Raw genomic sequence first — 13,510 nt, forward strand, 5'->3', positions numbered from 1 at the left:
GAAGATGAGAACATTTCATCAAATAGGATACAAGGAAAAGAAAATAGTGCTGTAACTGTTAAAAAACCAGTATTTGAAACCTTTGACAACGAAACTAAATTTAGCTATAATGAATCTATCGAATTGGTGGGAGAAATTCCCGTAGAATTAACTGCAGAATTAGGGCGAACTACTAAAAAGATTGGTGAGATATTAGAGTATGGTCCAGGAACAATCATTGAATTGGACAAACTGGTGGGAGAACCCCTAAATGTATATGCAAATGGAAAATTCATAGCAAAAGGAGAAGTTGTTGTAATAGATGATAATTTTGGTATCAGGATAACGGATGTTGTAAATCCATACAATAAAACTAATTATTAATTAAAAATATAGTTAAGGAGGAATAAAATATGGCTAATAGTATATTAATAGTTGATGATGCTTCATTTATGCGAATGATGATAAAAGACATATTGACTAAAAATGGTTTTGATGTAGTAGGTGAGGCTGAAAATGGTGCAAGAGCTATTGAAAAATATAAGGAATTGAATCCTGATTTAGTTATTATGGATATAACTATGCCTGAAGTAGATGGAATACAAGCTGTAAAAGAAATCAAGAAAATAGACTCAAGTGCTAAAATTGTCATGTGTTCTGCTATGGGACAACAAGCTATGGTTATAGAAGCAATTCAAGCTGGAGCAAAAGATTTTATTGTTAAGCCATTCCAGGCAGATAGAGTTATAGAGGCAGTTAGGAAGGTACTGGGATAATAAATGGGAAAAAAATTTTGGTCTATAAGTTTTGCTATTTGTATAATACCTGATCTAGTCTATGCTATTAGTGCTAAGGAGGGTCAAACTGGATATGCAGAAATGATTTTAAAGATAGTTTCATATATCTTGATTTTAGTATTTATAATATTGATTGCATTTTATGGAACAAAATTTGTGGCTAAAAAATCTCAGAGGATGTTTAAAAGTAAGTATGTACAAATAATAGATTCTGTTAATTTGGGTTTAAATAATAGAATTATATTAGCTAAAGTTTCTAACTTTATTTATGTAATAGCTATCAATAACAATCAAACTGTACTAATTGATAAAATATATGTAGAAGAGTTTCTTAAGAATCAAAATAAAGATACTTTTGATAAATATTTAAATGACTATATGACTAAAAATTCAAAAGAAATTAACAACTATGATTTACAAAAAAAAATAAAAGAATTTTTCAAAAAAGTAAATCATACTAATCTAAATACAGGTAAGGAAGACGAAAAAAATGAAGAGGACAATTAGTATTATAATATTTACACTGATTTTAGTATTGACTTTTTCAAATCTAACTTATGCGCAGTCACAAATTCCGCTTTTTGGGAAGACAGTTAAAATTGAAGATTCAAAAAATCCAGAGAACTATGTTACTTCAATACAAATACTTATATTATTGACAGTACTAACTCTTGCACCATCTATACTCATTATGATGACAAGTTTTACTAGAATAATAATAGTATTGTCTTTCATAAGGAATGCTCTTGGACTTCAACAGACTCCTCCAAATCAAGTACTAATTGGACTAGCTCTTTTTTTAACGTTTTTTATTATGGCTCCTATAGGTAGTCAGATTAATGATAATGCAATTCAACCTTTTCTTAAAGAAGAAATAAATCAAGAAGTAGCTTATAAAAGAGCTATGGAGCCTGTGAGAGAATTTATGTTTAAACAAACAAGAGATAAGGATTTAGCTTTATTTATGAATGTAGCTAAAATGGACAATGTAAAAGATTTAAAAGAAATACCAGATAGAGTTATAATTCCAGCCTTTATCATAAGTGAATTGAAAACAGCATTTGAAATTGGTTTCGTAATCTATATACCTTTTTTAGTTATTGATATGGTTGTATCAAGTACGTTAATGTCAATGGGAATGATGATGTTGCCACCTGTAATAATTTCTCTACCATTTAAGATTTTGTTGTTTATATTAGTTGATGGTTGGAATTTAATTGCCAAATCTCTAGTTTTAGGTTTTAAATAATTGAGGTGATCTATGTGAATCAGGGAGATGTGCTAAAACTTGCTCAAGATGCAATTAGGACAATTTTGATTGTAACTGCACCAATGCTGGGATTTAGCCTGATTGTTGGGTTGTTGGTAAGTATTTTGCAAGCAGTTACTCAAATTCAAGAAGCTACATTGGCATTTGTTCCAAAGATAATTGCTGTACTTTTATCACTGATTATATTTGGACCATGGATTTTAAGAGCAATAACTGAGTTTACTACAGAAGTATTTACGAATGTTAATTTATATATACAATGAAATAGGTGCTAAATATGGATTATATGATGAGTATCTTAATTGATAAATATCAGCTATTTTTACTAATATTTGTAAGAGTATCTGGAATATTTATTTTTTCACCTTTATTCAGTTCTCAAAATGTGCCCAATGTACTTAAAATTGGATTTTCTTTTATATTTTCATTGCTATTGACAACAACACTAAAAGTAGATTTTTTGAATCAAGTTGATACGAATTATGTGGTTCTTATAGTTAAAGAACTAATGGTAGGTATTATAATAGGCTTTATAAGCTATGCTTTTTTTAGTACTTTTTATATTTTGGGACAAATAATAGATATGGAAATTGGGTTTGGTATGGTAAATGTAATTGATCCACAGAACAAAATACAAGTACCGGTAATGGGAAATTTTTATTATATATTGTCTTTTTTAATTTTGCTTATTACCAATGGCCATCATGTCATTATTAAAGCTTTGGTGGATAGTTACAAATATATACCTATAGGTAAATTTTACATAAGTGAAGCTACTGCGTATCAATTAATAAGTATACTTGGCAAAACTTTTAGTTTAGGCTTTAGAATATCTGTCCCTATAGTTGTAACTATGCTATTAATTGATATATTATTAGGAGTATTGTCAAGAACCATACCACAAATGAACGTTTTTGTAGTAGGTATGCCATTGAAAATTGTAGTAGGTTTGTTAATTATTGCTGTATCACTTCCAATTTTTAATAAATTTACAGGAAATGTATTTGATAAAATGATAAAGGAAATTTATGTGTTTTTCAAGTCCTTCGTTAAAGGATGATATAAATGAAATATAATATACAATTGCAATTGTTTGCAGATGCAGAAAAAACTGAAAAGGCAACACCCAAAAAGCGTAAAGACGCTAGGGAAGAGGGACAAATTCTTCAGAGCAGAGAAATTTCATCTGCATTTATTCTATTGTTATCATTTTTAGGTATAAAAATTTTTGGAAAATATATGTTTGAAAACTTGATGAAATTCATGTCATATACTTTTTCTTTAATTGAGAATCTTGATGGTTTGTTTGTAATGGATAATATGAGAGTTAATTTTTTATCTATAATAGCTATTTTTTTGAAGGTTACAGCTCCTGTAGTATTAGTAGCTTTTGCTGCTGGACTTATGGCAAATTATATGCAAATTGGATTTTTATTTACGACAAAGCCATTAAAGCCAAAGCTAAATAGGATAAATCCCATAGAGGGTTTCAAGAGAATATTTTCTAAAAGAGCCCTTATGGAGCTATTAAAATCTTCGCTAAAAATATTGATTATTGGCTATGCTACTTACGGATTTTTTAAAAAGAAGATTAATACAATATTAAATTTAGGAAATATGGAAATTGAAGATATGCTAGTCAATTTTTCAAAATTATCCTTTGAATTTGGTATGAGAATAGTTGGTGTACTATTTTTCTTAGCTGTTCTAGATTATTTTTATCAATGGAGAGAGTATGAGAAAAATTTAATGATGACAAAACAAGAATTAAAAGAGGAATATAAACAGACAGAAGGCGATCCAATTGTAAAGTCAAAGATTAGGGAAATACAGAGAAAGATGGCATTTTCCAGGATGATGCAAGATGTACCTAAAGCTGATGTAATCATTACAAATCCAACTCATATAGCTGTTGCATTAAAATATGATAAAGATCTATATATTGCCCCTTTTATAGTGGCAAAAGGTGTGGATTTAATTGCTGAAAATATTAAGAAGGTAGCTGGTGAAAATAGTATTCCAATTGTAGAAAACAAACCTCTAGCTAGGACAATTTATGAGACTGTAGAAATTGGAGATATGATACCTGAAAATTTGTATGAAGCGGTAGCAGAAGTATTGGCATATGTATATAGCATGAAAGATGAGATTTAGGGGGATATTGAATATGAAATTTGGTGATTTAATTGTAGCCATTGCAGTTATAGCAATAATAATTATAATTATTGTGCCCGTGCCTAAATGGACTTTGGATATACTCTTGACTTTAAATATTTCATTAGCATTATTGATATTGTTGTTATCCATGTATACTGAAGATGTGTTAGAAATATCTATTTTTCCATCATTGTTACTACTTTCTACAGTTTATAGACTGGCCCTAAATATTTCAACTACACGAAGTATTTTAAAAGATGGAGATGCAGGTAAAGTAATTGAGACTTTCGGAAATTTTGTTATACAGGGAAATGTAGCTGTAGGATTTATAGTTTTTTTGATAATTATGATAGTTCAATTTGTAGTTATAACAAAGGGAGCAGAAAGAGTGGCCGAAGTTGCTGCAAGGTTTACATTAGATGCTATGCCTGGTAAACAGATGGCAATAGATGCAGATTTGAATTCTGGGCTTATTACAGAAGAACAGGCAAGGAAAAGAAGAAAAGAAGTGCAACAATATGCAGATTTTTATGGTGCTATGGATGGCGCTACAAAATTTGTAAAAGGGGATGCAATTGCGGGTATTATTATTACTTTTATAAATATTGGAGCAGGTCTTGTTATAGGCATGGTTTCTAAAGATTTGTCATTCAAAGAAGCACTAAATAAATATACTCTTCTTACAGTAGGTGATGGTCTTGTCAGTCAAATTCCCGCACTGCTCATTTCAACAGCAACAGGTTTAGTGGTCACAAGAGCAGCTTCTGAATCTAATTTAGGACGAGATTTAATAGATCAACTTTTTGGAAACAATTCAAAAATAATGTTTGTCATATCAGGAGTTCTTATGTTTTTAGGAATATTTACACCTCTTAGAACTCCATACATTGTAATGGGCCTTTTGTTTGCTTTTTTAGGATATTCAATGAAAAAGAAAGTAAAAGAAGAATCAGAAGAGCCTCCTGTAGAAGAATCAGAATCAGAAGAATTGAGAAAGCCAGAAAATGTTATGTCATTGTTAAAAATTGATGATATAGAATTGGAATTTGGTTATGGTCTTATACCTCTAGCAGATGTAAATCAAGGAGGGGATTTATTAGATAGGATAGTCATGATTAGAAGGCAAATAGCGATGGAATTGGGTCTTGTAGTACCTATAGTGCGATTAAGAGATAATATTCAGTTAAATCCAAATGAATATATAGTTAAAATAAAAGGTGTTGATGTAGCACAAGGAGAAGTATTATTTGATCATTATTTAGCCATGAATCCTGGAACTGCAGAAGGTGAATTAGAGGGCATTGACACCGTAGAACCTGCATTTGGATTGCCTGCTAAATGGGTAACAGATAAAGAAAGAGAAAAAGCAGAAGTTTTAGGATATACTGTAGTTGATCCACCATCTGTTATAGCCACACATTTAACTGAAATCATTAAAGAAAGAGCCTTTGAATTGATAGGAAGACAAGATGTCAAAATGCTTATTGATAATGTGAGAGAAGAGTATCCAGCAGTAATAGATGAAGTTGTGCCAAAACTACTATCTTTAGGAGAAATTCAAAAGGTATTATCAAATTTACTTAAAGAACAAATAAGTATTAGAGACATGGTGACTATATTAGAGACATTGGCAGATTATGCTACAATTACAAAAGATACAGATTTATTGACTGAGTATGTGAGACAGAGATTATCTGGGTATATAACAAATAAATATGTAGATAACAGTGAGTTGAAAGTAGTTACTCTAGATAGTGAAGTAGAAGAACTTATTATGAAATCAATTAATCAAACTGAAACAGGTTCTTATTTATCTATAGAACCCAATACAGCTCAGACAATAATAAATAGCACATTAAAATCCGTTCAGAGACTTACATCTATTGGGGAACAACCTATTATTTTAACAGCTCCTATAGTGCGTTTATACTATAAAAGATTAACTGAACAGGTTACAAGGGATTTAATTGTACTATCATATAATGAAATTGAGCCCTCTATTGAAGTTCAATCTGTAGGGATGGTGAGTCTATAATGAAAGTGAGAAAATATATAGGGGCAAATACTCAAGAAGCCATGAGTAAACTAAAGAAAGAACTTGGTTCAGAAGCTGTAATTTTAAATACAAGAACTATAAGGCAAAAAGGTATCCTTGGTTTTTTTAAGAAACCTTTAGTTGAAGTTATTGCAGCTATTGATGAAAAAGAAAATAAATCTAGGCAAAATGAAAATGAAATTTTTTTGAATGAGGTAAATTCAGAAATAAAAAAATTAAGAACCTTAGTTGAGAGAGTAGCAATAAATGAAAATTTTGATGAAAAGGAAATTGATGAAAATTTAATTAGATATAGAGATGAGCTTATAAAAAATGGAGTTGATTATAATATAGCTACAACTATATTATATAAAATAGGAGAACAAGTAAATTTTAATGAAAAAAGTGAAGAAGAAATCAAAAAAATCGTTTCTTATAATATAATGGAATACCTAGGCAAACCAGAACCAATTGATATAATAGATATACCTAAAGTTATTTTTTTTATAGGACCAACAGGAGTAGGAAAAACTACGACTCTTGCAAAAATTGCAGCTCAGCTAGTTATTGATGGGAATCATAATATAGGTTTAATAACTGCTGATACTTATAGAATAGCAGCAGTTGAACAGTTGAGAACTTACAGTGAAATATTAAAGCTTCCACTAAAAATAATTTATAAACCTGAAGAAATATATAAAGCTATGGCTGAATTAAAAGATAATGATATTATACTTGTAGATACAGCAGGGAGAAGTCATAAAGACATAGTTCAGAAAAATGAAACTCAAGAATTAATAAATTCTGTAAAAAACAAGGAAGTTTTTTTAGTACTCAGCATGGCTACTGATTACTTTACTTTAAAGTCCATAATTAATCAATATGGTTATATAGAAAATTATAAAATAATATTTACAAAATTAGATGAAGCTGAAACATATGGGAATATTTTGAATGTCAAATTTCAAACAAACAATTCTCTTTCTTATTTTGCTATGGGACAAAACGTTCCGGATGACATTAAGATTGCCAATATTGAAGAAGTTGCTTATAAATTGATTGGAGAGAACTAATATGGCAGATCAAGCAGAAAAATTAAGAAAAATAATGGATAAAATCACACAGGAAAAACAAGATATTTCTACTAAAACATCTAAAGCTAAAATAATTTCTGTAACCAGCGGCAAAGGTGGAGTTGGTAAAACTAACTTTACAATTAATTTAGCCATATCTTTAAAACAATTGGGATACGAAGTAGTTGTAGTAGACGCTGATATTGGACTGGCAAATGTAGATATAATTGCTGGTACTATTACAAAACATACGATTTCTGATTTGTTTACTGAAAATAAAAGTATTTTTGAAATAATGACAGAAGGACCAAAAGGTATTAAAATAATATCAGGAGGTTCAGGTATAAAAGAATTATCTTCATTTAATGAAGATAATTTGAATAGATTTATAGTTGAAATAGAAAAACTTGAATATTACTCTGATTTTATAATTATTGATACAGGAGCAGGAATAAATAATAATGTTATGAAGTTTTTAATGGCTTCTGATGAAGTTGTACTTGTAATAACCCCAGATCCTACTTCATTAACTGATGGATATGCTCTACTGAAAGCATTGACTATGTATAATTATAAGAATAAAGTAAAAATTGTGGTAAATATGTCAGAAAACAAGAAAGAAGCTGATGAAGTTTTTAATAAGTTAAACACTGTATCTAACAAATTTTTACAAACAAGTGTTGATTTTTTAGGCTTCATCAATAGTAGCAGTATAGTCTCTAATGCTGTAAGAAATCAAAGACCGTTTGTTTTATCGAATCCAAATAGTTCTGTATCAAAAAAAATAAATATTATTGCTTTAAAATTCGCAAATCAAGAAGAAGTAGAAATTAAAAAAGACAAGAGCTTTTCTCAAAAGTTGAAAGAACTTTTTTTAAGAAAGGATGGCTGAAATGAGTTTAGATAAAGAAGAATTAAATATTGGAGAAAGAATTGAAATAATTAAACAAAGCCAAAAAAAAGCTCAAGTTTATCCGAGTCAGATACTAGATATTATTAATGATGATATATATATAATTAGTGGGCCAATACATAAAAATACCATTGTTCCTCTACACATAGGAGATATAATAAAAATCGTCTATATAAAGGAAAATAAAGGGAGGTACATGTTTAAAGCTGAAATATTGAGTAGAGAAGATAAATTGATATATAAATTAAAAATCAAGAAGATAAGTGAAGTTTATAGGCTACAGCAAAGACAGTATTATCGTTTCAATATTAATATACCTGTTACAAAATATTACAACTTGAAAGTGGGTTCTGAAACAAGAACTATTGAAGAAAAATGTATTTCAAAAGATTTAAGTGGAAATGGTATAAGAATTATGTGTAATTTTAATCATTCTGTAGGGGATGAAATAAAATGTTTACTTAAAATAAATGATATGATTATTTCAACTTCTGGTGAAATTGTAAGGGTGAAAAAAATTGATAATTTAAATTATATGTATGAAGTAGGAATTAATTTTATTAACATAAAAAAAGAAGATAGGGAAACTATTGTCAGGTTTATTTTTAGGGAAGAAAGAAAACTTATAGAAAAGGGAATGATTTAAATAATTAAAGTGTTGATTGTAGATGATTCCGCATTTATAAGAAAAGTTATAAAAGATATTTTAGAAATCGACAAAGAAATAGAAGTCGTGGGATTGGCACGCAATGGAAAGGAAGCCTTGGAAAAAATACCAATTTTAAATCCGGATGTTATTACATTAGATATTGAAATGCCAGTTATGGATGGAATTGAGACTTTAAGAGAAATTGTAAATAAGTATAAAATTCCAGTGATAATGCTAAGTAGTTTAACTACTGAAGGAGCAGATTTAACGCTAAAAGCTTTAGAGATAGGTGCTGTAGATTTTGTACAAAAGCCTAAAAATGTTTTTAATGTAAGCAGTGAGATAAAACAAGATTTACTTATTGAAAAAATTAAAATTGTTTCTAAATCAAATCTTAAAATTGATGATAAAATAAGTGGGGGAAAAGCTATATATAAAAGAGAATTAAAGATTTCAAAGACCAAGTATGATAAAGAATCTTTTGATGCCATCGTTGCAATAGGAACATCTACTGGGGGTCCTAGAGCTTTACAACAAGTAATACCTAAAATACCTAAAGACATAAATGCTGCTATTGTTATAGTTCAGCATATGCCACCAGGTTTCACCAAATCATTGGCAAATAGATTAGATACTCTTTCTCATATTAAGGTGAAAGAAGGTGAAGATGGGGAAAAGCTCATGAGAGGTTGTTGTTACATAGCGCCTGGAGATTTTCATATGAGTGTAATACAAAAAAATAGGGATTACATTGTAAGGCTAGATAAAAATCCACCAATATCTGGATTGAGGCCTGCAGCAGATATTTTAATGGAATCAGTATCTAAACTTAACAATATAAATAAGCTTGGTATTATTTTAACTGGTATGGGTTCTGATGGTGCCAAGGGGATTGTAGAAATGAAGAAAGCAAACAGCTATATTATAGCTGAAGATGAAAAGAGTTGCATAGTATTTGGAATGCCCAAATCTGCTATAAACACTGGAAGTGTAGATTTGGTTTTACCTTTAGATAAAATTGGAGACGAGATTATCAATAGAGTGGGGGTGTAATTTATGGATCTAGATATTAATCAATATTTAGATGTATTTGTGGAAGAATCTAAAGAACATTTACAAAACATGAATGATATATTACTTAATTTAGAAAAAGATACGAATAACAAAGAATTGTTAAATGAACTTTTTAGAATAGCTCATACTATAAAGGGAATGGCTGGTACTATGGGGTTTACCAATATGGCCAATTTAACTCATGATATGGAAGATGTATTGCAAGCTATAAGGAGTGACGAAATACAAGCAACAACAAAAGTAATAGATATACTATTTGAATGTTTTGATGCCCTTGATTTTTCAGTAAATTATGTTGGTGAAAATGGCAAAGAAAATGATGATGAACATTTGGAAATTATTGAAAAGCTAAAAAGTATTTTTAATTCAGGCAATGAAAAAATTGAGGAATCAGAGAAATCAGTCTCTAGTACTGCTGAAGTATTTGATGAATATCTTGTAAATGCTATAAATAAGGCAAAGGAAAACAAATTAAATGTTTATAAAGTAAATATAAGACTAAGTGAGAGTTGTATGCTTAAGTCTGCAAGAGCTTTTATTATTTTTAATACTGTTGAGAGCTTTGCAGAAATAATACAATCAAAGCCTTCAGTAGAAGATATAGAAGATGAAAAGTTTAATTTTGAGTTTTCCTTAATGATTGTTACAGAAATTTCAAAAGAAGAGATACAAAAAGAAATCTACAATATTTCTGAAATTGAAAAAGTAGAAGTAAGTCCTATAGATGAAATTGATACTCTAAATGTAGAGACTAAAGTAAAGGAAACAAAACTTGAAGAAGAAAACAAAACTGAAAAAGCTAAAGCAGATATGTCTACAACCACTAGAACAAATAAAGTTGGTAAAACAGTTAGAGTTGATATTGACAGATTAGATAATTTAATGAATTTAGTTAGTGAGTTAATTATAATTAAGACAAGAATGGAAGATATGAGTGAAGCATCAAGCAAAGAAGATATGAATGAAGCTATTGAATACCTAGAAAGGATTACTACAAGTCTTCATGATGCAGTTATGAAGGTAAGAATGGTACCTATAGAAAGAGTTTTTAACAGATTTCCTAGAATGGTTAGAGATTTGTCAAAAGAATTAAATAAAGAGATAAATTTAGAGATGTCAGGTGAAGAAACAGAAGTTGATAGGACTGTTATTGATGAAATAGGAGATCCATTAATACATTTAATACGAAATTCCATTGATCATGGAATTGAGCATCCAGATGAAAGAATTAAACTTGGGAAAGATGAATTTGGAACAGTTAAATTGAAAGCTTATCCTGATGGCAACAATGTAGTCATAGAAGTCCAAGATGATGGACAAGGTATAGATTATCAAAAAGTTAAGAAAAAAGCTATAGAGAAAGAAGTTATAACCGAAAAAGAATCAGAAAATTTCACTAAGGAGGAATGTATAGATCTATTATTTAGGCCAGGATTTAGTACATCAGATAAAATATCAGATGTATCTGGTAGGGGCGTAGGATTAGATGTAGTAAAGAGCAAAATAGAATCTATAAATGGCTCTATAGAAGTTGAAACTTATGAAGGACAAGGATCTAAATTTATCATCAGAATACCTTTAACATTAGCTATAATACAAGCTTTGTTGGTTGAACTTGGTGATGAAATATATGCTATACCATTGAGTTCTATATCGGAAATTACAAGTATACAAAGGAACAGTATAAGAGATATTCAAGGTCAAGAGATTATTTTATATAGAGATAAAACTTTGCCAATAGTTAGGTTGAATCGCATAATGGGTGTTGAAGAAGATGATACTGAAGAATTGACAGTAGTAGTTGTAAGAAAAGGAGATAAGCAAGCAGGACTTATAGTTCGTGGACTTATAGGGCAACAAGAAATTGTAATCAAACCTTTGGGCAAATATTTAGTTAATATAAAATACTCGGCAGGGGCCACTATACTTGGAAATGGGAAAATATCTCTAATATTAGATGTGAATTCACTATTCTAGAGAGGGGGATAAAAATGACTACTGATATTGAAAATAAATATGTTATATTTAAATTGGACAATGAGTATTATGGGTTAAATATTGACAATGTTCAATCCATAGAAAAATTTCAAAATTATACCAGGGTTCCTAATGCGCCAAATTATATCAAAGGTGTTGTAAATTTAAGAGGAGAAGTTGTTCCTATAATGGATTTAAGAATAAAACTTGGATTAAAACCCAAAGATATTGATCACAATACTAGAATAGTCATTGTATCATACGAGGAAATTGTTGTAGGGCTTATTGTTGATACATCATCCGAAGTTCTTGAAATTAATAAGGACAATATAGACAAGCCACCTGCAACAGGAAGCAATGAATTTAAGGAATATATAAATGGCATTGGGAAAGATAAAGAGAGATTGGTTATTTTATTGGATTTGGAACGATTGTTAGATTTAGAATAGATGAGGTGTTGTCATGACATTAGATATAGATAATTTAAACAATGTTATGCTTGATGTCTTAAAGGAATTAGGGAATATTGGATCGGGAAATGCTGCAACAGCACTTGCCACAATGATTTCTAAAAGAGTAGACATGAATGTGCCAAAAGTAAAAATATTAGAATTTAAAGATGTGCCAGCTGTACTTGGAGGAGAAGAAATACCAGTTGTAGGAATTTATTTCGAAATGACAGGAGAAATAGTAGGTAACATTATGTTTGTTTTGAATTTAGATAGTGCTAAAAATTTAACAAACATATTGTTTAATAGAGACAATCACTCAAATGAATTAGATGAAATGGATATGTCGGCATTATCTGAGGTTGGAAATATATTGGCATCCTCATATATAAACTCTCTAAGTGCCTTAACTGGAATGAAATTGATAGTTTCTATTCCTTCACTAGCTATAGATATGGCGGGTGCCATATTAAGTGTACCAGCTATACAATTTGGATATATAGCTGATAATGTTATATTAATAGAAACTGAATTTGAAGAAGGAAATAAGACAGTATCAGGAAATTTATTTATGATACCTGAAATTGATTCCTTTGAAAAACTACTAAAAAGTTTAGGAGTATGTTGAGATGAATGTTATAAAAATTGGCATGGCTGATTTAAATATTGCAAAAACTCCTGGTTTATTGACGACTCTAGGATTAGGATCTTGCGTGGGGATAGCATTATTTGACAAGAAAAATAAGATTGCAGGCTTAGTACATATAATGCTGCCATCTAGTGAAGAGATAAAAAATAATAGTAATAAAGCAAAATTTGCTGATACTGGAATAGAATTGTTATTGGAAAAAATGATTAATATTGGCGCTGATAAAAAAAATATAAAAGCCAAAATAGCTGGTGGTTCCCAAATGTTTTCTTTTAATTCCAACAATGATGTATTAAAAATTGGAGAGAGAAATGTTATTGCCACCAAGAAGAAACTAAAGGAATTAAATATACCAATTGTCAGTGAGGACACAGGCGGCAATTATGGACGGACTATAGAGTTAAATTCCGAAGATGGTTCTCTATTGGTTAAAACTATTGGACATGGTACTCAAATTATATAGTTTCTTCGTATGGGAGGTTTAATTT

16 protein-coding genes are annotated in these 13,510 nt (G+C 29.7%); all 16 read left to right on the forward strand.

The features are described 5' to 3' along the window. A partial coding sequence (gene fliN, locus BUA21_RS08170) for a flagellar motor switch protein FliN (protein WP_072744335.1) occupies nt 1-363 on the forward strand: 363 nt, incomplete at its 5' end. A 29-nt stretch (nt 364-392) separates the two neighbouring features. Further along, on the forward strand, nt 393-755 hold the full coding sequence (locus tag BUA21_RS08175; protein ID WP_072744336.1) for a response regulator: 363 nt from the start codon (nt 393-395) through the stop codon (nt 753-755). 3 nt (nt 756-758) lie between these two features. Beyond that, nucleotides 759-1,283 (forward strand): flagellar biosynthetic protein FliO, encoded by a 525-nt coding sequence (locus BUA21_RS08180; RefSeq protein ID WP_072744337.1) that lies wholly within the window; start codon nt 759-761, stop codon nt 1,281-1,283. Further along, nucleotides 1,267-2,025: a flagellar type III secretion system pore protein FliP gene (gene fliP, locus BUA21_RS08185; protein WP_084604209.1), complete on the forward strand. Its 759-nt coding sequence runs from the start codon at nt 1,267-1,269 to the stop codon at nt 2,023-2,025. The genes BUA21_RS08180 and fliP overlap by 17 nt, the downstream gene beginning before the upstream one ends. A 14-nt stretch (nt 2,026-2,039) precedes the next feature. Beyond that, on the forward strand, nt 2,040-2,309 hold the full coding sequence (fliQ, locus tag BUA21_RS08190) for a flagellar biosynthesis protein FliQ (RefSeq protein ID WP_072744338.1): 270 nt from the start codon (nt 2,040-2,042) through the stop codon (nt 2,307-2,309). 26 nt (nt 2,310-2,335) lie between these two features. Then, nucleotides 2,336-3,106, forward strand: a complete 771-nt coding sequence (gene fliR, locus BUA21_RS08195) for a flagellar biosynthetic protein FliR (protein ID WP_234973696.1) — start codon at nt 2,336-2,338, stop codon at nt 3,104-3,106. A 5-nt stretch (nt 3,107-3,111) separates the two neighbouring features. Beyond that, nucleotides 3,112-4,200, forward strand: coding sequence for a flagellar biosynthesis protein FlhB (gene flhB / locus BUA21_RS08200; protein WP_072744340.1), 1,089 nt, complete (start codon nt 3,112-3,114; stop codon nt 4,198-4,200). Nucleotides 4,201-4,213: 13 nt separating this feature from the next. Next, nucleotides 4,214-6,238 (forward strand): flagellar biosynthesis protein FlhA, encoded by a 2,025-nt coding sequence (flhA, locus tag BUA21_RS08205; RefSeq protein WP_072744341.1) that lies wholly within the window; start codon nt 4,214-4,216, stop codon nt 6,236-6,238. Continuing rightward, on the forward strand, nt 6,238-7,311 hold the full coding sequence (locus tag BUA21_RS08210; protein ID WP_072744342.1) for a flagellar biosynthesis protein FlhF: 1,074 nt from the start codon (nt 6,238-6,240) through the stop codon (nt 7,309-7,311). The genes flhA and BUA21_RS08210 overlap by 1 nt, the downstream gene beginning before the upstream one ends. A 1-nt stretch (nt 7,312) precedes the next feature. Next, on the forward strand, nt 7,313-8,203 hold the full coding sequence (locus BUA21_RS08215; RefSeq protein ID WP_072744343.1) for a MinD/ParA family protein: 891 nt from the start codon (nt 7,313-7,315) through the stop codon (nt 8,201-8,203). Nucleotide 8,204: 1 nt separating this feature from the next. Further along, nucleotides 8,205-8,870, forward strand: coding sequence for a PilZ domain-containing protein (locus BUA21_RS08220; protein ID WP_072744344.1), 666 nt, complete (start codon nt 8,205-8,207; stop codon nt 8,868-8,870). A gap of 9 nt (nt 8,871-8,879) precedes the next feature. Beyond that, entirely contained in the window at nt 8,880-9,926 is a 1,047-nt protein-coding gene (locus BUA21_RS08225; RefSeq protein WP_234973697.1) for a protein-glutamate methylesterase/protein-glutamine glutaminase, read from the forward strand. A gap of 3 nt (nt 9,927-9,929) precedes the next feature. Beyond that, nucleotides 9,930-11,924 (forward strand): chemotaxis protein CheA, encoded by a 1,995-nt coding sequence (locus BUA21_RS08230; RefSeq protein ID WP_072744346.1) that lies wholly within the window; start codon nt 9,930-9,932, stop codon nt 11,922-11,924. Between the two features lie 14 nt (nt 11,925-11,938). Beyond that, nucleotides 11,939-12,373 carry a chemotaxis protein CheW gene (locus tag BUA21_RS08235; protein WP_072744347.1) on the forward strand — a complete coding sequence of 145 codons (435 nt, stop codon included), beginning with the start codon at nt 11,939-11,941 and terminating at the stop codon, nt 12,371-12,373. Nucleotides 12,374-12,386: 13 nt separating this feature from the next. After that, nucleotides 12,387-13,001 (forward strand): chemotaxis protein CheC, encoded by a 615-nt coding sequence (locus BUA21_RS08240; RefSeq protein WP_072744348.1) that lies wholly within the window; start codon nt 12,387-12,389, stop codon nt 12,999-13,001. Between the two features lies 1 nt (nt 13,002). Continuing rightward, on the forward strand, nt 13,003-13,485 hold the full coding sequence (locus BUA21_RS08245) for a chemotaxis protein CheD (RefSeq protein ID WP_072744349.1): 483 nt from the start codon (nt 13,003-13,005) through the stop codon (nt 13,483-13,485). The last annotated feature ends 25 nt before the right edge of the window (nt 13,486-13,510 follow it).

The organism is Sporanaerobacter acetigenes DSM 13106 (genome assembly GCF_900130025.1).
GTDB classification, from domain to species: domain Bacteria; phylum Bacillota; class Clostridia; order Tissierellales; family Sporanaerobacteraceae; genus Sporanaerobacter; species Sporanaerobacter acetigenes.